We start from the raw sequence: 18,549 nt of genomic DNA, 5'->3' as shown, positions 1-18,549 counted from the left end.
GCGGGCGGATCGCCGTCCTACTCCTTGCGCAGGCGCTCGGCGATCCGGTCGGCGAACTCCTGGCGGTCGTTGCTGCGGGGGAACGGCTCGCCGGGGGCGGGCACGCCGAGGAAGTCGCACAGCGGCCTCCAGCCCTGACGCACCTCGAACTCCAGCAGCCGGTCGGCCGGGACCTCCCTCCGGACCGCGTCGTTGTGCTCGGCGAACACCGCCATCGCGTGCTCGGCGTCCTCGAACCGGCCGCCGAACTCCCCGTCCCACACCAGCCGGCCGACGAGATCCCGCCGCCGCTCGCCGAGCGGAGCGTCCTCCACGAACGACCTGGCGCGGTAGATGCTCGCGTAGGCGCTCTCGTACCACTTCCGCGGATCGCGGACGGTGAGGATCACCTTGGCGTCGGGGTAGTGCTGGACGAGCGAGCGCCAGTACGCCGCCCCCGGCCAGTCGACCGTCGCCCGGAAGTCGCGGTAGACCATGTCCCAGTCCGCGGCTCCGCCGTCCTCGGCCACCCGCGACCACAGGTCCAGCTGCTGGTCGTCGTCGATGAGCTCGATCATGTGATGGCACGGCCCGAACCCGAGCCGCTCCAGCGCCAGCTTCAACGACAGCGTGCCGGTCCGTCCGAACCCGGCCCCGATCACCTCGAGCACGACATTCCCTTCCTGAGACCCGCCCGAGCGGGCGGAGACACAGCACGGATGATTCCCCGACGGAACAACCGATGAACCGCATATCCCCGCGAATCGCCTCTGCCCCCGTACGGGACACCGTACGCCCGGACCGTCAGTGGTCCCCGGGCACGCGGACCCAGCGCCGGGGCGCCTCGGTCAGCGGGCCGGCGTCGTCGGGCCGTACGCCCGCCGTCGCCGCGAGGAAGGCCAGCTCACATCCGTTGCGCAGACCGTCCTCACCCCACTGCCAGAACCGGTACAGCCAGTGCCCGGCCGGCGAGTCCCGATCGGGGTCGAAACCCAGCTCGTCATCGAATTCGACGTGACCGTCACGGACGACGCTGCCGTACCTGCTCCCCTTGGGATTGAAGTAGATGCCGCAGGCCACCGTGCCCGCTGACAAGGGGAGCAGCACCTCGTCGTTTCCGGGGAGATAGCCCATCGGCTGGCTGACCACGCAACCGCCGGGCACCGCCGTGACCCCCACGTAGTGCAGCGCGTCGTCGAAGTCGCCGGGGTCGAAGCCGCCCGGGCCCGTGCCGTACGGGCCGGGCTCGTTCTCCAGGTCCAGCACGGGGCACTGCTCCGGATCCGCGCCGAGCCGCCGGATGACCTCCTCCTCGTCCAGGCCGCCGACGAAGGCGACGCCCATCCCCTCCGTATCGACGTCGTCGAACACCGCGATCAGCCGGTCCGCCTCCTCCTGGCCGGCGCGCTCGGCCTCGGTCAGCGGCTCGACGCCCGCCTGCCGTTCGAAGAGGGGCGCCAGTGAGGTCACGAGGGCCAGCCGGCCGACGCTGCCCCCGGTTCCCAGGCTCCGCGTCGGATCCGCGCCCGCCCCGAGCAGGACGGCGGCGTTGGCCCCCTTGCCCCAGCGGACCGCCGCGTACAGCGGGGGAAAGCCGTCCTCATCGGGAAGGTCGACGTCCGTGACGTGACGGACGAGCTCGGCGACGACCTCCGCGGTTCCCTGAGCGGCGGCCGTGTGCAGGGCCGTGCCCTGCCAGCCGATCATCGCCTCCGGATCGGCGCCCCCGGCCAGCCGTGCCCTGATGAGCCGGAGGTCCTCCCAGTCGCCGTCCGCCACCGGCCATTCGGGCCGCGGCTCGTACCGGTCCTCATCGTCCGGCTGCTCCGCACCGGGCCCGTGCTCGGACGGGACGCCGCGCAGCGCCATGCCCATCATCCCCCCGACGGGCCCGGAAGTGATCATCATGAAGCCCTGAGAACCGCCGCGAGGCTCGGGCGCCTCCAGATTCGGCCAGATCTCGACCGCGCGCCCGGCGGCCTCGATGATCTCGCCGGCGTCGATCGCGGTCCGCGTCTCCGGGACGTCCTCGTCCGGCCACTCGACGACCAGCACCGTCGGCCCCGCCGGCGGCAGCCCGCCGAGCAGCAGATCGACGGTGTGGTGGAAGCCGCCCCCCGATCCGCCGAACATCGGCCGCAGCGTGAGACGCTCGGCCGTGCCGTACGGGTACGGGTACGGGTCGCCGTCGAGCGTGGTCACCCGCCGCCCGTCGCCGAGCAGCAGGCCGACGTGGAGCTCGCCCGCCCCGGGACGGCCGTGGCCGGGGAAGCCGTGATGGCCCCCGGTCCGGATCCGCCGGGCGAACACCGACAGGTGCACGGTGACCGACGCGGGCCACACCGAGAACCCGTCGAGCATCACCCGGACGTACGGCCCGGCACCGACCTCGCGCGCCACCGGCACCGTGGCCGGAAGGAACCAGTCCACCGGTGGTCCGTCCGACGTCTCTCCCGGTGCGTGCGGACCCAGCTCGATGAACTCCGGCTGGGGCTCTTCCGGCGGGTCCGGCACGATCAGATCATCGAAGAAGCCCATGCAGCCGATCCTGGTCTGAGGGGCTGACAGAACAGTGGTCTCCGTTACGGTCAGAGCCCGGCCAGGACGCTGTCGACCGCCTTGGCGTAGGCGTAGAACGCCTTCGTCCGGTGGGCGGGGTTCGCGATCCAGTCCCGGTCCAGCCGCCCGCCCGCGAAGAACGCCTTCCGCTGCGCCGTGCTGATCTCCAGCTGCACGCCCTTGCCGCGCTGGTTCCGGTTGCAGATGTTCTTCGGGTCCTGGCCCTCGATCTTCGACGCCGGCACCGCCGTCTTGAACCCCTTGGCGTTCAGCGCCTTGATGATCTTCTTGACCAGCGCGGTGTCCCGGCCGCCCACGTACGTCACCGCCCGGTCTCCCTTGGCGGCGTGCCAGGAGACGGTGTACTTCGCCGCCTTCACGAGCTTGAGCGCCCGTGGCTCGTCGAAGTGGGTCGAGGTGATGTGCAGCTTCTGGTTGCCGGACTTCTTGAGGCCCATGAACGAGTAGTAGGCGTCGTGCCCGTAGCTCGCGGCGTAGTCGGCGAGCTGCGAGGTCGGCGGCTCGATCAGGCCGCCGTGGATCGCGATCTGCGCCACCTTCGCGCCGCGCGGCGCCCGCTGCACGCGCGTGTAGTCCCGGCCCTCCTTCTCATGCCGCGCCAGGTCGGCGTAGTTCCGGTACGTGTCGCCCGCCGTGACCTGGACGGTCCGCGCGACCGGAGCCGCCTGCGCGGTCCTGCCCGCCGCCGGGCTCGCCCCACAGGCCGACAGCGCCAGCAGACCGGCGGCGCCGAGAACGATGTGCGTCTTCTTCACTGCTACCTCTTCCAGTGGAGGGGGGACGAGGCAGCCAAGCGCAGGAAACGATCTTGCGTCAAGCGGCCGTCGCGCCGATCGACTCGTTCTGCGCCCTGGGCGGGCAGCCGCCGCTCCATGTGGCAGATCGTCCGCGAACTCGTCGCCGACGGCAATGATCAACTTGATGGGGCTAGTGCCGCGTCCAAGATCGCTGCTTCCGAGCGCGTTCTCGGAGGCTGGTTGGTGGGGCGGACCTCGAAGGCCTCACCGGAGCGGATTACAGGACTCTTTTCCATCCGGGGCGAGGGCCCTCGTTCTGCGCTGTCCCGCCACACAGGAATTTTCCCGCCTGAGGGGAAACCGCAGAACAAGGGCTGTCGCCCATCGGCGACATTCAGGCGTTATGCCGGGTCTCGCTCCCGGTCCGGGACCGGCTGGAGCTGAGCCGTAGGCCTTATCCCGATAGCCCGACGGGCGTGAGAACCCAACTCGAACCGTCATGGCCAGACCGGCGGCTCGCCGCTGTTTATGCTCGGGAACATGACCATTCAGCGGATGGACAACGTCGCCGTCGTCGTCGACGACCTGGACGCGGCTGTCGCGTTCTTCACCGAACTCGGCATGGAGCTGGAAGGCAAGGGGCAGATCGAAGGCCTTTTTGCGGACCGTACCGTCGGACTCGACGGCGTCCGGAGCGACATCGCGATGATGCGGACCCCGGACGGCCACAGCAAGCTGGAGCTGACGAAGTACCACACCCCCGCGGCGGTCGGCGCCGAGCCGGAGAACCCGCCGCCGAACACGCTGGGCCTGCATCGCGTCATGTTTGCCGTCGACGACATCGACGACACCGTCGCCCGCCTGCGCCCCCACGGCGCCGAACTCCTCGGCGAGGTGGCGCAGTACGAGAGCATCTTCCGGCTCTGCTACCTCCGCGGCCCCGCGGGCATCATCGTCGCCCTGGCTGAACAGATCGGTTGACGCGAGCCTGCTGGTGGTTGATGGCGATCTCGCCGTCGACGTGCGCGGCGAACTGGATCAGGTCGTGCGGTGGACGCGCAGGGTGGGCGCCGAGGGGCCGGCGTTGGGCGGACATGACGGTCGGGTCATCGGCGGCCGGTCCTGACCCCGACCTCCCCGTCGAGCGACCCGGCGAGGTCGATGGCGAGCAGCCCGGCGGACAGACCCGCCACCAGCACCCCGGCGGCCTCCGTGACGACGATGGGCAGCTGGTGCACCGGGATCACGTGGATCGGCTCCCCGGTCGCCGGGTCCCACACCCGGATCATCGCGTCGTCACCAGACGACACGAGCAGAGGAGTTCCGCCGGGGGAGGCGAACTCACGCACCGACCAGACCCCGCCGGTGTGACCGAACAGAGTCCGGACCACCGCGCCGGTCGCCGGATCCCAGAGGCGGACCGCGGCGTCCGCGCCGCCGGACACCACCACCGGACGGCCGTTCACGTGGAGGGCGCACACCGACCAGGCGCCGCCCCGGTGCCCAGGCAGCACCCGGTCACGGTCCCCGGTGCGGGGATCCCACAGCATGAGCGACCCGTCGTTGCTCGCCGAGGCCAGCATCGTCCGGTCGTCCCGCGTGAACCCGCACAGCCACCACACCGTGCTCCTGTGGCCGTGCAGGGAGCGGAGCGGCGATCCCGTCTCCGCGTCCCAGAGCCGGATCATCCCGTCGTTCCCGCCGACGGCGAGCACCGCGTGTCCGTCGACGGTCAGCGCGCACGTCGCCCAGAGCGTGCCCGTGCCGCTCCGCAGCTCGCGGATCCGCTCTCCGGTGGCCGGGTCCCAGATCTGCACGCTCGCCCGCGCCCCGGCGGAGGCCAGGAGCGCGCGCCCGTCCTCGGCGGTGAACGCGCAGACCGACCACACCGGCCCGGTGCGCGTCTCGAGCGTCCGCAGCCGGTTGCCGGTCAGCGGGTCCCAGACCTCGGTCATGGCCCCGGCCCCTCCGGAGGAGGCCAGCAGCGTACGGCCGTCGGGGGCGGTGAACGTGCTCATCGACCACGCGGTGTTGGTGCCGACGGGCAGGGCCGGCTGCGGCTCTCCGGTGGCGGGGTCGAGCACCTGCAGCGCGGCGGCGCCCGCGCAGGCGAGCAGGGTCCGGCCGCCGAGGGTGAAGGCGCAGACGGTGTAGCCGCCGCCGTTGTCGCCGTCGACCACCCGGAGCTGGCGCCCGGTCTCCGGGTCCCAGATCCGTATGGTCTCATCGTCGCCCGAGGACACCAGCAGGGTGGAGCCGTCGGCGGTGGTGAAGACGCACGACGACCACATGACTCCGACGTGTCCCTCCAGCACGCGCAGCAGGCGTCCGCTGTCGGCGTCCCAGAGCCGGATCGCGTTCTCGCCCGTGGCGGCGAGCATCGTACGGCCGTCGGCTCCGGTGAAGGCGGTCACCGACCAGCCGTCCACCGCGTCGTCGTCCATGGCGAGGTGGGACCGTCCGGTGGCGGGTTCCCAGGTCCGGAGGCCGTCCGGGCCACAGGAGGCGAGCAGGGTCCGGCCCGCGATCGTGTACGCGCAGACGTCATGGACCGGCCCGGTGTGCCCTTCCAGGACGCGCTCCTGGTCGCCGGTCGCGGGGTCCCAGACGCGTACCGTCGCGTCGGCCCCGGCGGAGGCCAGCAGGGTCCGGCCGTCCTCCCCTGCGTACGCGCACACCTCGTACACCGGGCCCGCGTGTCCTTCGAGGATGAGCTCCTGACGGCCGGTGGCCGGGTCCCATATGCGCACCATCGCGTCGGCCCCGCCCGAGGCCAGCAGGGTCCGGCCGTCCGCCGCCGTGAACATCGACAGCCCGAAGACGCATCCGGGATGGCCGTCCAGCACCCGGACCTGCCGGCCGTGGGCGGGGTCCCAGATCCGGATCACCTCGTCCTCGCCGGCCGAGGCCAGCAGGGTCCGGCCGGCCAGGGTCAGGACGTGCACCGCCCAGACCCCGCCGGTGTGCCCCTCGCGAGCGGCCCGTTCCCGATGGGTGAGCGTGGACGCCCACCGGGCGAGATACGGTGCCGGGCCGGAACGGTAGCCGTGGCCGAGCTTCTCCAGCGCCTCCGTGACGCTGAACATCGCCGTACGGACGGGCGCAGGGGCGGACGTCGCGTACGGCGTGCGGGCCAGCAGCCGCGCGCGGCCCCGCCCGGCCGGTGTACGGACCTGGTCGGCGAGCGGCGTCAGCCGCCGCAGATCCGCGTGCAGCAGATACTCGTCGTCGGTGAGCAGCGCGTCGGCCATCCTCGCCTGCTCCGCGTGGTGGGACAGCGAACGCAGCAGGTACGGCGGCGCCGAGGCCCAGCCGATCCGGCGCCCGTGCGCGAGGAACGCCCGCGTCAGCTCCCGCTGGTCCTCGACGCCCGGGACGGCCTGCGACCGTTCCTCTTGTAAGGCGTTGTTGAGCGCCTCGTGGAAGAGCTGGAAGACGCGCCCGGAGTCCTGGTCCCCGGACTCGATCAGGAAGTCGGCGGCGGACCGCGCGACGAACCCGGCCAGCTCCCGCACCGTCGGCCGTACGCCGAACAGCACCTCCACGGCCACGCTCCACAGGTCCAGGGGAAGACCGGGGCTCTCCGCGAACGCCAGCGCCGTCAGAATCTGCGCGGCCGTCGCCCCGCCCGCCCCCGGCAGCGGCTCCAGATAGGCGTGCAGCGCCTCGGCGACCGTACGGGTGTAGGTCAGCGCCGCCGGGTCGACGGGGGACCGGTCGTACAGCCCGTGGCTGACGGCCGTCATGCCGGCGATGAGGAAGTTTTGCCCGGACAGCTCGGCGATGCGGGCGGCGACCGGGCGGGCCACCCGCTCGTCGCGGTACGGGTTGTCCGGGCGGTCGTCGGAGCCCAGCAGCCGCAGCGTCGCGAGGGCGTACTCCTCCAGGTCCTCCGGCGCGAAGTACGCCGCGTCGTCCAGGTCGATCAGGGTCACCGCGTCGCCGAGCAGGTACGGCAGGTCCACGTCGCCGACCCGGCGGCGCGAGCCGAGGATCACCTGGACGCCCGACCCCGCGCAGTGCCGCAGCAGCGGCAGCACGATCTGCTGAATGATCGCCTTGGCCTCCACCGGGCTGGTCGCCTCATCGACCGCGTCGAGGATCACGTTGAAGCGACCGGCGCGCTCACCGGCCCGCGCCTCGCGGATCGCGGGAACCAGGTCGTGCACCTGCCCGGGCGGCTCCGCCGACGCCGCCTGGGCGATCTCGACGGCCACCTCCAGCGCGGTCTTGCCCTTGGCGTGCACGGCGCACGCGACCGACCCCACCGTGGCCCGCACCGCGCCGTCACCCGCGGGCAGCAGCGCCCGCGCCGCCGGGTCCGCCGTGGTGACGATCCGGCCGAGCACGGCGGACTTCCCCACCCCCGGCGTCCCGGTGACCACCAGCACCCGGTGGTCCGTACGGTCGCGGTCCAGCCAGGCGACGATCTCCCGCAGCGCCGCCGTACGGCCCCGGAACCGGTGGGCGCGGTCGTCGTCGACCATGACCCCGCGACCGCGGGGCCGCCAGTGCGCGGTGCTCTCGGGATCGTCCCCGAGGCTCCACCCCGCGGCGGACACGGGGGCGTCGCCGGCGAGCGCACGGAGCTTTTCCCCGGGAAGGCACAGGTCCGCCTGGTGCAGCGTGACCGCCTGCCCGTCACCGTCGCGCGAGGCCTTGACGATGATCGCCACCACGGCGTCGCGCTCGGCGGACCACAGCCCCCCGCCGCTGAAGCCGGGCCGCAGCCGGTAGCGCGACTCCGCGTCCAGCCTGACGAAGCCGAACCCCAGCGCGGCCCCGATCATCCCGTCGGCGTAGTCGCCGAGCGGATCGCCGTCGGAGAACCCGAACGCCCCCCAGCTCTTCCCGTACAACCCGTCCGGCTCGGTGAAGTCCAGCGGCGCCGCCATCACCTCGGGCGGCACAGGCTCGTCGAGCGACAGGACGGCCAGGTCGTACGTCGCGGCGGACCGCCGGACCTCGGCCACCCGGCGCCTGGGCACGCCGGCGGCCTTCGGAAACTCCACCCACAGCCCGCCGGCGTCCTCCGCGACGACATGGGCGCAGGTGAGCAGCCGCCGCTCGTCGATGAGAACCGCCGAACCCAGGACGGCGCGATCGTCTCGATCGTCTCGACCGTCGCGATCGGAGTCGAGGACCGCGGCGATCCAGGTCTGCCGAGGGGGATACCGGCCGCCGCCGTCGGTCATGGCGAAGTGCCCTCGTCAGGTCGCGCGTCCTTGCCCCGGCTCCAGGTCATCTTGATCTGGAAATTGGACTCCCCGGCCGATTTGGCGATCAGCCAGTCCACCGTGCCGCTCACCTTGACGCCGAAGGTCACCTCGACCTCGTCGGGCCCGCACTCCCGAGCCTTCTCGACCACGACCTTCGCCGCCTCGAAAGCCGGCCGAACCGCGTCTTTCACCTTGCCGATCACCATGTCGGCGCGGGCGGGCTGGAATCCGTCCGGCGGATCGATCTCGTAGTACACGACCGTGGAATCATCGAGCTGGTACTTGGCAATTCGCGATGACATCTACGCTCCCGCCCCTTTCGTTCAGGTCAGCGTAGAACGAGGAACAGGGGGTCGTGTGTGAATTCTGTCATTGATCGATGATCAATTACTGTAATTGATCAGTATTCCGGCAGCTCGTGGGCGTGAAGCAATGGAATACCATTCGGTGTCCTGCAGGAGGCGAGCATGGCCCGCACCTCCGCGTCGTCGGCGCGCAGCGGGCCCTCGGCGGACTCGAAGTACTCGACGAGGAACCGCTCGACGATCGCGCCGTCGACCGTCCCCTCGGTGACCCGCGCCGCCTCGTCCGCCGCGAAGACCATGAGGATGAGATGCGGAACGCGCTTGGAATCGGCGCTCAACGCCGGCTGCGCGTACGGCACGGGCAACGACCGGACCCCCAGCCGCTCGTACAGCCGCACCCGAGCGTGCGGATCGCCGAGACCGACGTCCTCGAAGTAGCGCGGATCCTCGACCTCACCGACGACCAGCAGCGGCCGCAGCTCGGCCGTCCACTGCTCGAGCGCCGCCCGCAACACCCGAGACCCGGCTCCCAGGCCGCGTGCCTCGGGGCTGACGACGAGGTACGAGAGCAACTGCACGCGGCTGCCCGCGAACCACTCACCGACGGCCCCGGCCACCAGATCGCCGTCACCTGTCACGCCGGCGAGGACGCGCACGCTCCCGCGACGGACGCCGTCGAGCAGCTCGTCGACCGAGTACAGCTCGTCCGGCGCGAAATTGGGCTCCAGCAGCGCCTGGTAGAACTCCCGGAGCGTCCCCTCGTCGTCAACGTTCCGAAGATCGATCGAGACCCCCACTGAGGACACCGATTCGCCCACCGCACCCACCTCCACCCCGCACGCTACGCCATCCCGAAATGGTCCGACGGCCGATTATCCAAACCCCATTTGCCCCACTTTCGGCCGCGCCAGATCAACCTTTCCTGTCCGGTTTGTCGGCTGCCGCCCGCCAGTACACGGAGGGAAATGGTCACCACGCCACCATCCGACCGTGGACGGTCCGCTGAGCGCGCGAAGTACGAACCGGTCCACCGGCCGTTGCGCCGGTGGGCGGGTTCGCCAGGACGTACGTCGTAGGCTGGCCGCATGACGCTACGGTCCGTGCCACGCCCGGCCGGGAGGTGACCGCGTGAGTGTCCCGCCCGACGCGCTCGTACCCTGGCCGCACGTCGCCGACCTGATGGGCGGCTGGCCGGACTCCCTGACCGTCGAGATCTACGACGGTACAGGCCCGGCCCGGGCGGACCTGTCCGAAGTGCGGTTCTACGTGGTGCCCTACGCGAAGGGGCCCGCGACGTTCGAACCGCTGGGCCGCATGCCGAAACTGGAGGCCGTACAGAGCCTCAGCGCCGGCGTCGACAACCTGCTGCCGCACGTACCGCCGGGCGTCACCTTGTGCAACGGCCGGGGTCTGCACGACGCCAGCGTCGCCGAGCACGTGCTCGGCCTGATCCTGGCCGCCCAGCGCGAACTGCCCCGCTGGGTCCGTGACCAGGACGAGGAGCGCTGGCAGCCGCACTTCACCCGCTCGCTCGCCGGCTCACGGGTGCTCCTGCTCGGGTACGGCTCGATCGCCGCCGCCGTCGAGGCCCGGCTGCTCCCCTTCGAGACGGAGATACGGCGCGTGGCCCGCCGCGCCCGCCCGGCCGAGTCGGTGCACGGCGTCGACGAGCTGCCGGACCTGCTCCCGCACGCGGACATCGTCGTGTCCACCCTGCCGCTGACCGCCGCGACCGCCGGACTCCTCGACGCCCGCCTGCTCGCCACCCTGCCCGACGACGCACTCGTGGTGAACGTCGGCCGCGGCGGCACCATCGACACGGCCGCCCTACTGGCCGAGACCGGGTCGGGCCGGCTCCGCGCCGCCCTCGACGTCATGGACCCCGAACCGCCGCCGCCCGGCCACCCCCTGTGGTCGGCGCCGAACGTACTGATCACCCCGCACGTGGGCGGCGGCTCCGCGACGTTCTATCCGCGCGCCGAACGGCTGATCGCCGAGCAGCTGCGCAGGTTCGCCGCCGGAGAGCCGCTGCTCAACCAGGTCCCCCGGCCGACCTGACCGCGCGGGTGCCGTGGAGACCTCCTGGTCCCCGGTCCTTGTGCCATCTGCCATGATCAGGACCCGCCTGGAATCCATCGAGAGGTTTGCGATCTTGTCGGCATCCGCTGAGTCCCTGATCGCCGACATTCCCGCGTTCGCACCCCACGCCCGCCCGGCGACCCTGCTGAGGCCGACGGCGAGCACACCCGGTGTCCGGGACAGCTCCATCGGCGGGCCACTGCTGTGGCCGGCGGACGAGCCGTGGCCGGTATGCCGCGCGCCGCACCTGATGGAGGTACGCGAGAAGCTCTCGGACGAGGAGCGCGAAACCTGGCAGCGGATCGACAGCGACATGGAGGAGCGGCACCGCCGGAATCCGGGCCGGGGGTACGAGGTCACGGCTGAGGAGGCCCGGATTCAACACCAGATCATGGCGGGCGCGTCGATGCTCGACAAGATCACCTGGGAGAGGTGTCGCTGGGTGGGGGACACTTCGGGCCCAGGCGTGCCGATGGTCCCCGTTGTCCAGCTGTACTCCCGGAACGTACCGGGAGAGCACTGGCCGGCCGGGATGGATGTTCTGCAGGTGCTGTGGTGCCCGAACGACCACAGCGAACTCCCGGGCCAGCCGTACTACTCCGGACCCACAGTCGAACTGCGGTATCGGTCATCGTCCGCGGTGGAGACGGTGTTGAACCCTCCCCGGCCGGACCGAGCCGACGAGGGCTACCTCCCTCAACCTTGTGCCGTCGACCCGGTGGAGATCGTCGATCTACCGGAGAGGGACGAACTGCCCGAAGATCTCTACGACGAGGGCTGCCGCTGGGCGGACGCACGCGGCATCGAGTACCACCGCGCCCTGGCTTGCCGCTCTGGCTGGAAAGTCGGAGGCTGGCCCAGCTGGCACCTCACCGACTTGATCCCCATCGACTGCTCCTGCGGCGCGCGCATGCGGCTGTTCCTGACCATGGAGAGCAGCAACGACGGCCCGGACATCGTCGTCGGCCGCTTCGGCGAACTCCGCATCTTCACCTGCCCGACGGATCTCTCTCACCCGATCCGGCTGAACATCCAGTAACTGACTACCGTCTCGCGGGAATCCCGCCCGCGTTGCAAGCCAGACATCCCAGCGCTGAGCGAGAGGATCAAGGCGTTTGGGGCCCCGCGAACTTCGTCCTGGTCGACGACGCCGGCTGGCAGCTGTATTACAGCCACTGGGCCGCCAACCAGATCTGCTCGGCGCTGATCGCCGGCCCTGAGGCAGCGACCCGGTTCATCACCGCTCAGCGCCGGTGCGCGGAAGACGCGTGGCTGAGCGACGTCTTCGCCCATGGAAGCGTTCTTGTCGACCACCGCGTCCAGCGGCTCATCTTCTTCGGTGACGGCCTGATGATGGAGATGCCGACCAGGCGTGCCCTCGTGGGCCTGCCCGCGCTTACGTGGCCGGGTGGGATGTCCGATGGGCGTACGACGGTCTCGGCGACCTGACTGCTCGTGTCGGTCTCGGTCGATCTGTTGGCCGGTCAACATCGATTCCACGCTCTGCTGGGCGGCGCACCAGTACGCAGCCGGAGCCCGAGCCGTCGGGCACCGGCATCACGCCGGCCGGCCGGCGTGATCGGCAGGCTCACGGGACGTCAAGGTCCAGGTACTTGTCGGCGCTGGGGTGCGGCCATGCACGTTCGTCGTAGTCGCTGACTTGCTGCGCGATGTGAGCCCTGACTTGCTCCTTCAGCTTCTCAACGTCATGGATGACGCCACCGTGAGTCCGCCGGCGCCCGTCATGCACCGTGTCCCACTTGCTCTTCTTGCTCTGACGGGTCGTTGACCCCTGCTCTTTGCTGCCGAAGCCCTTAAGTTTGCTGTTCCAGACCGGCTGGTACCCGACGCGTAGCGCGTTCTCACCCAGATCGGCGTGCACGTCAGGCAGAAGAAGAGCCCGGAACCGAAACTCGGTGATCGGCAGGCCGCCTTCCAAGATCGACAGACGGTGTTGCTTGAGCCTGCTATGGAGGGGGTAGCGCTCCCGAACTCTCTCCCCAGTGGCGCTGTTACTGGAAAGGGCCTGCCCCGCGTATACCGGAATTTGAAGACTGGCGAGCGGCAGGTACAAGTCCACGCTATGGCCGCGGTAGTACAAGGCGTAAAGGCCGGAGCCCTCGAATCTTGGGATTTCGTAGGCCATGGAGACCAGGGGTTGCCGCTCAAAGGTCTCACAGATGGTGTTTGCGATCTGCACGGTCGACAGAGGGTCGAACGATGCGGGGGTGTACTCGGCGGTCATGGCTTCCTGCTCGTTCACCGGCCTGCCCGCAGGGGGAGGTCCGGCTGGGGATGGGCTATGTTCGACTACTGCGTTTCCTGGTCACTCATCAGTGTCGAGTAGATCATCCTGGGGTGATCTACTCAGGTTCTGCTTCGATTACCTTCCCGGACCGAGTGGTACCGCCAGGCACTCTGCACTCGTCCGGGAGGCCGGGTACATGATCGCGTACCCATGAGGGCGCGGTGATCGGCCAGGCCTTGGGAAGCGCTTCGGGCGCCAAATGGAACGCTTCGTTGGCCGACAGCCCAGCCCGCAGCACCGTCAAGGACGATTGACTTCGTGCGACAGCCATCTGACCTGGCCGTTTGCGCCATTCCCTCGGGCTCCTTCTACCGCGTTGACCACCACGAACCCTATGGTCTTGCTCACTTACGGGCGACCCCTTCGAGCGAAAGACCGCCGTGACCATCGACTCCGCAGTATGGCTCCCGCATGGTTGACCTGCCTGAAGAAATGAAGAAGCCGCGGACCAGTGTTAGGGGCCGTGGAAGAGCGACCGCTGCCAGCCGGATCGTGGGCGTGGTCACCCGCTCCCCTCACCATCCGTGACCAGATCATCCCTGTTCGCGAGGATTCAACATATTCGTCCCCGTCCTCGTAGCCACACGATTCGCCGGGGTTTCGCAAACTCCGGCCGGATTGTCGGCGGTCCCCTCTACCCTCGGGATCGAATGCTCGGCTCATGAGAGTTGGGCGGCTTCGCCGTGTCCACGCACGCCGCGGCCGCCGTGACAGCGTCACGATCCGCCAGGAGGGTTCCGCAGGAGTGAAGATCACCCCTTCCGCCCGCGTGCTGAGCATGCTGGGCGAGATCGATTTCGACGAGTGGCAGTGCGTGGCCGAACTCGTCGACAACCCCTTCGACGACTTCCTCGACACCCTCCGTTCGGGAACGGAGTGGCCCGACGGCTTCACGGTCAGCGTGACCCTGCCGTCGTCCCCGCAGGGAGTCCTGGAGGTCCGCGACACCGGGCAGGGCATGTCGTACGACCGGCTGGCGCGCGCGGTGCGGGCCGGCTGGTCCGGGAACGACATGCACGACAAGCTTGGCCTGTTCGGCATGGGCTTCAACATCTCGACCGCCCGCCTCGGTCGGCGCACCCGCGTCCTGACGACCCGCGTGGGCGACACGGAGTGGCTCGGCGTCGAAATCGACCTTGACCAGATCAAGGACGATTTCGAGGCGAAGGACATCACCGAGCCGAAGAGCGACCAGTCCCAGCACGGCACGCGGATCATCGTCGACCGCCTGCACCGGACGCGTGCCGAGTGGCTGCGCCGCAACGGTTCGGCGCTCCGCAACACCCTCGGCTCGGTGTACTCGTGGATCCTCACCGAGCACCCCTTCGACCTCTACGTCGGTGGGACCCGGGTCAAGCCGGTCCGCCACTGCCGCTGGGGCGACGACCGCTACGTGCTCTACAACGGCAACGAGCAGATCCCCGCCTACATCCGGATCGACGAAAAGCTCCAGGACGGGATCGCCTGCGGGGACTGCGGGGAGTGGCAGATCGGTTCGGGGAAGGTCTGCTCCGTCTGCAGCGGCGGGAACCTGGCTGTGCGCGAGCGCCGGATCCACGGCTGGCTCGGCGTCCAGCGCTACCTCGACAAGACCGAGTACGGGATCGACTTCCTGCGCAATGGCCGGAAGATCCTGCGCTGGGATAAGCAGCTCTTCACCTGGATCAACCCCGACGGGATCGCGGGGAACGAGGAGCCCGAGTACCCGGTCGAGCTCGCCCACCAGGGCGGCCGCCTCATCGGCGAGATCCACCTCGACCACGTCCCCGTCACCTATCAGAAGGACGCCTTCGAGTACGGGGACCGCAGCTGGCTCAGCGCCGTGGAGCTGCTGCGCGGCGTGGCACCCCTCCTGCCTCAGCGTGCCAGCAAGCTCAACTACCCCGAGAACGACAGCCCGCTGGCACTGCTGTTCAAGGGGTTCCGTCGCAACGACGCGGGCCTGCGCTATCTGGTCCCCGGCGATGGCCATAAGCCCGTCCACGCGGACAGCCGGGCTTGGGGCCGGAAGTTTCAGGCTGGCGACGCCGAGTTCCAGACCGACGAGCACTGGTGGCAGGCGGTCCTGCGGCACGAGGAAATCAAGAAGCGGGGCAAGGAGGCCAAGACGGCGGCCAGTGTGCCGGCCCAGCCCGACGAGCAGGCCGTCAAGGACGCGCTTGACTTCCCGATCGACATGCTTACCTCCGGCACGACCCGGCCGGAGGGCGCGTCAACCGCCTCCGCCCCGGCCGCCGTGGCGGTGAAGGAGAAGAAGGAGACCCGCAGCGAGCGCCTGGCCCGTTATGAGAGTGCGGCGACGCCGCACGCCTACCTGAGTCGGCCGTTCGGCCACCCCGAACTCGGCCACGTGAAGGTCCGGACCCTGCTGCTGAAGCCGGGCGAGCCGCTCCTCGACGACCACGGACTACCCGTCCCAGTCCTCCTCGACCAGCGGTCCGGCAACGAGGTCACCGCCCTCGTCGACCCCGAGCACTCCGCGTTCCGACGGTTCGGCGCGGACTACGCTGATCTCCTCTTGGTCGAACTGGCCGCCGTCCTAAAGGTCCGGGCGCGCTCCGACTGGAGCCCGTCCCAGCTCGTTGCCGCGATCCACGCCGAGTCCCTGCAGGACAGCGTGCTCGACGGCACCACCGTCGGCGCGGAGGCCCGCGACCTCCTCGCGGAGATCCGCGAGCGTGTGGCCGAGGTCCTCGACCGGAGCGGCGGCTGCACCACCGCCTACGGTCACCTCTCCGACGAGGAGAAGATCGCGACCGAGGAGGCGATGATCGCCGCCGGACGTGTCGGCCTCGTCGGCAGCCTCGGCCAGGACGCCGGTTTCGTCCACCACATGCCCGCACTGGCCCTGGTCCGGCTCGTCCAGGCGATGCCGAAGTCGTTCATGGACGGTGGCGTCTTTCGTGGCCCGTACGCCGGGGTGTCGTCGCCGTCCGGGAAGGCGCTGAGCCTTGCCCGGGTCACGGGTTGCCTCGCGGACGTGGCGACACTCGGCACGTTCGTGGGTGGGGCGACCACCCAGCAGCTGCGGCGAGCCCGCCTGAGTATCGCCTTGCTGCGCGACGAGCTGGCTGGCGAGGGGTGAGCGCCGTATTCCTGAGGGCCGCCGAACTGTGCGACGGCGGCCCGGAGGGACTGACCAAGGCGCTCGAACGGACCCTGTGGCACCTGGGGTTCCAGGACGTCCGCGTCATCGACGGCGCTCACGACCACGGCGCCGACCTGCTCGCGATCCGCGCCCGCGAGCAGTGGGTGTTCCAGAGCAAGTGGAAGGCGCACGGCACGGCCGACCACGCGGGCGTCGATGACCTCGAACGCGCGCGCACCCACTACCGGGCCGACAAGGCCGTGCTGGTGACCAACACGGACATCACCGCGACGGCCGAGGCGCGGCGCCAAGCGCTGGCCGGGATCGGCGTCGACATCGCCCTGTGGCATGGGGCAACCCTGGAGGCGATCGGTCAGAGGATGCCCGATCGCGTGCCCGCCCGCTACTCCCTGCGGCCGTACCAGGAACAGGCCGTGGCCGCGATCGAGCGAGACCTCGACACCGAGGGGACGGCGTTGCTGATCCTGGCGACAGGGCTGGGAAAGACGGTTGTCGGCGGCGAGGTCATCGGGAACCTGCTGGCGTCGCGGCCGGACGCGCGCGTCCTGGTCGTCGCCCACATGCGCGACTTGGTTGGACAGCTGGAGAAGGCGCTGTGGCGGCACCTCCCGAAGAGCGCGCCCACCCGCCTCCTGACCGGCGAGAGTAAGCCCCGGGCCCTCGACGGCGTCGTCGTCGCGACGGTCGAGTCGGCGTTGTCCGCCGTGCGCGCGGGTTACGAACCCGACCTCGTCATGATTGACGAGACCCATCACGTGGCCGAGACCGGCAGGTTTGCGGAACTCCTCGATCTGTGTGGGACTGCGGGACGATTCGGAGTCACCGCCACCCCTTGGCGTGGCGACAAGTTCGATATCACGGTTCGCTTCGGCCACCCCAGCTTCAAGATGGGCATCGCCGAGGGCATGGCGGCGGGCTACCTGTCGGCCGTTGACTACAGGCTTTACGCGGACGGCGTCGACTGGGACGCCGTCCAGGACATCAGCCGTCACGGCTACTCCATCAAAGATCTGAACCGGCGCCTGTTCCTCCCCCAGCGGGACGAGGAGATCGTCGAGCACCTGCGGACGGCCTGGCGGGAGACCTCCGAGCCCCGTGCCATCGTGTTCTGCCAGACCATCGAGCACGCCGAGCATATGGCGGACCTCCTCGCCGTCTCGGACCCGGCGTGGGCCAACGCCTCCCACCTGCACAGCGGTCTGCCGAAGCGTCACCGTGACGTCCTGCTCAACGAGTTCCGTCTCGGCCGTGTCCCGGTGATTACCTGCGTTGACGTGTTTAACGAAGGTGTCGACGTGCCCGACGTGAACCTGATCGCCTTCCTGCGTGTCACCCACAGCCGAAGGATCTTCGTGCAGCAGCTCGGCCGGGGGCTGCGTCTGAGCCCCGGCAAGAAGGCTCTGAAGGTCCTCGACTTCGTGACCGACATCCGTCGCGCCGCGGCGGTGCTGAACCTGCGCCGGACGCTCGAGGCCGAGGAGACCGAGCACCTGGAACTCCCGCACGTCTCCCGGATCGAGTTCCAGGACGAGACGGTCGGCTCCCTGATGGACATGTGGATCCAGGACGCCGCCGACCTCGAGACTGCGGCGGACGAGGTCCGCCTCCAGTTCCCCCTGCCGAAAGGAATCCTGTGACCGACTACAAGATCCCGCCCGCCATCGAGAAGGCCGTGGTCACGCGGATCTACGCCCAGGCCGACGAGGCCCAGTGGCCGCACCTCCAGGACGCGGACCGCACCCGCCTGTACCGGGAGTGGACGGAGGACCCAGAGATCGGCGGCCGCCTCCTCGGTTTCGTGGAGCAGCGGGCGAACATCCGCCCGTGGCTGAAGGACTGCCCCATGAAGGAGTACGAGCGGGCACGGCGAGGGGAGGGCAAGTACGCCAAGTACGTGACGCGGCCGGCCGCGACGCTCGAGCAGATGGTCGCGGCGACGCTCGGCACCGACTGGGAGGTCATCCCGGAGACCACCCAGCAGAAGCCGATGCGCGCGAGAATCCGCGAGGTCGGGACTGAGGACGAGGAGCAACACTTCGTGGCCGGCACGGCGGCGAACCTCAAGCACCTCGTGTGGCCGGCCATCCTCGACCGGTCCACCGGGGAGACCTGGCCCTGGATGATCTGCGTCGTCGACCCGTTCCGTGCCCCCGTGTCGCCCGAGAAGAAAGAGGAGCACCGGCGCCTGGCCGAGTTCCTCGGCGTGCGGGTCGTCTATTTCAACGAGATGTAG

General features: G+C 69.9%; 14 protein-coding genes. 7 read left to right on the top strand and 7 right to left on the bottom strand.

Annotated features, from left to right (window positions below; translation table 11 throughout):
* Positions 1 to 17: 17 nt before the first annotated feature.
* The 3 genes from NE236_RS30335 to NE236_RS30325 all read right to left on the bottom strand — a co-directional run bounded on the left by NE236_RS30335 (position 18) and on the right by NE236_RS30325 (position 3,314).
* Entirely contained in the window at positions 18 to 650 is a 633-nt protein-coding gene (locus tag NE236_RS30335) for a sulfotransferase family protein (protein WP_252845614.1), read from the bottom strand.
* Between the two features lie 133 nt (positions 651 to 783).
* Positions 784 to 2,517: an ankyrin repeat domain-containing protein gene (locus NE236_RS30330; RefSeq protein ID WP_252845613.1), complete on the bottom strand. Its 1,734-nt coding sequence runs from the start codon at positions 2,515 to 2,517 to the stop codon at positions 784 to 786.
* 50 nt (positions 2,518 to 2,567) lie between these two features.
* On the bottom strand, positions 2,568 to 3,314 hold the full coding sequence (locus tag NE236_RS30325) for a poly-gamma-glutamate hydrolase family protein (RefSeq protein WP_252845612.1): 747 nt from the start codon (positions 3,312 to 3,314) through the stop codon (positions 2,568 to 2,570).
* 537 nt (positions 3,315 to 3,851) lie between these two features.
* On the opposite strand from NE236_RS30325, the gene NE236_RS30320 reads away from it, so the two are divergent.
* A complete protein-coding gene (locus NE236_RS30320) occupies positions 3,852 to 4,277 on the top strand; it encodes a VOC family protein (protein ID WP_252845718.1) in 426 nt (141 codons plus the stop codon).
* Positions 4,278 to 4,402: 125 nt separating this feature from the next.
* On the opposite strand, the gene NE236_RS30315 is transcribed toward NE236_RS30320, so the two are convergent.
* The 3 genes from NE236_RS30315 to NE236_RS30305 form a co-directional block, all read right to left on the bottom strand.
* On the bottom strand, positions 4,403 to 8,491 hold the full coding sequence (locus tag NE236_RS30315) for a trypsin-like peptidase domain-containing protein (RefSeq protein ID WP_252845611.1): 4,089 nt from the start codon (positions 8,489 to 8,491) through the stop codon (positions 4,403 to 4,405).
* A complete protein-coding gene (locus NE236_RS30310; RefSeq protein ID WP_252845610.1) occupies positions 8,488 to 8,772 on the bottom strand; it encodes a CU044_2847 family protein in 285 nt (94 codons plus the stop codon). The genes NE236_RS30315 and NE236_RS30310 overlap by 4 nt, the downstream gene beginning before the upstream one ends.
* Positions 8,773 to 8,915: 143 nt before the next feature.
* Positions 8,916 to 9,638 carry a GNAT family N-acetyltransferase gene (locus NE236_RS30305; RefSeq protein ID WP_252845609.1) on the bottom strand — a complete coding sequence of 241 codons (723 nt, stop codon included), beginning with the start codon at positions 9,636 to 9,638 and terminating at the stop codon, positions 8,916 to 8,918.
* A gap of 361 nt (positions 9,639 to 9,999) precedes the next feature.
* Between NE236_RS30305 and NE236_RS30300 the strand changes: the two genes are divergently transcribed.
* The 3 genes from NE236_RS30300 to NE236_RS30290 all read left to right on the top strand — a co-directional run bounded on the left by NE236_RS30300 (position 10,000) and on the right by NE236_RS30290 (position 12,348).
* The gene (locus NE236_RS30300; RefSeq protein WP_252845717.1) at positions 10,000 to 10,878 is read left to right on the top strand and encodes a 2-hydroxyacid dehydrogenase; all 879 of its coding nucleotides are present in this window, start codon (positions 10,000 to 10,002) and stop codon (positions 10,876 to 10,878) included.
* Between the two features lie 94 nt (positions 10,879 to 10,972).
* Positions 10,973 to 11,938: a hypothetical protein gene (locus NE236_RS30295; RefSeq protein WP_252845608.1), complete on the top strand. Its 966-nt coding sequence runs from the start codon at positions 10,973 to 10,975 to the stop codon at positions 11,936 to 11,938.
* A 32-nt stretch (positions 11,939 to 11,970) separates the two neighbouring features.
* Positions 11,971 to 12,348, top strand: a complete 378-nt coding sequence (locus NE236_RS30290; RefSeq protein WP_252845607.1) for a hypothetical protein — start codon at positions 11,971 to 11,973, stop codon at positions 12,346 to 12,348.
* A 139-nt stretch (positions 12,349 to 12,487) separates the two neighbouring features.
* On the opposite strand, the gene NE236_RS30285 is transcribed toward NE236_RS30290, so the two are convergent.
* On the bottom strand, positions 12,488 to 13,162 hold the full coding sequence (locus NE236_RS30285) for an Eco29kI family restriction endonuclease (RefSeq protein WP_252845606.1): 675 nt from the start codon (positions 13,160 to 13,162) through the stop codon (positions 12,488 to 12,490).
* 790 nt (positions 13,163 to 13,952) lie between these two features.
* Between NE236_RS30285 and NE236_RS30280 the strand changes: the two genes are divergently transcribed.
* Genes NE236_RS30280 through NE236_RS30270 form a run of 3 tightly spaced genes read left to right on the top strand, consistent with a single transcriptional unit; the run spans position 13,953 to position 18,549 of the window.
* Positions 13,953 to 16,292: an ATP-binding protein gene (locus NE236_RS30280; protein ID WP_252845605.1), complete on the top strand. Its 2,340-nt coding sequence runs from the start codon at positions 13,953 to 13,955 to the stop codon at positions 16,290 to 16,292.
* Positions 16,289 to 17,953: a DEAD/DEAH box helicase family protein gene (locus NE236_RS30275; protein WP_252845604.1), complete on the top strand. Its 1,665-nt coding sequence runs from the start codon at positions 16,289 to 16,291 to the stop codon at positions 17,951 to 17,953. The genes NE236_RS30280 and NE236_RS30275 overlap by 4 nt, the downstream gene beginning before the upstream one ends.
* Complete coding sequence (locus NE236_RS30270; protein WP_252845603.1) at positions 17,950 to 18,549, top strand: hypothetical protein; 600 nt, start codon at positions 17,950 to 17,952, stop codon at positions 18,547 to 18,549. The genes NE236_RS30275 and NE236_RS30270 overlap by 4 nt, the downstream gene beginning before the upstream one ends.

The organism is Actinoallomurus purpureus (genome assembly GCF_024055795.1).
GTDB lineage: Bacteria > Actinomycetota > Actinomycetes > Streptosporangiales > Streptosporangiaceae > Actinoallomurus > Actinoallomurus purpureus.
The sequence above is the reverse complement of the archived record's forward strand: the minus strand, read 5'-3'. Positions and strand labels throughout refer to the sequence as shown.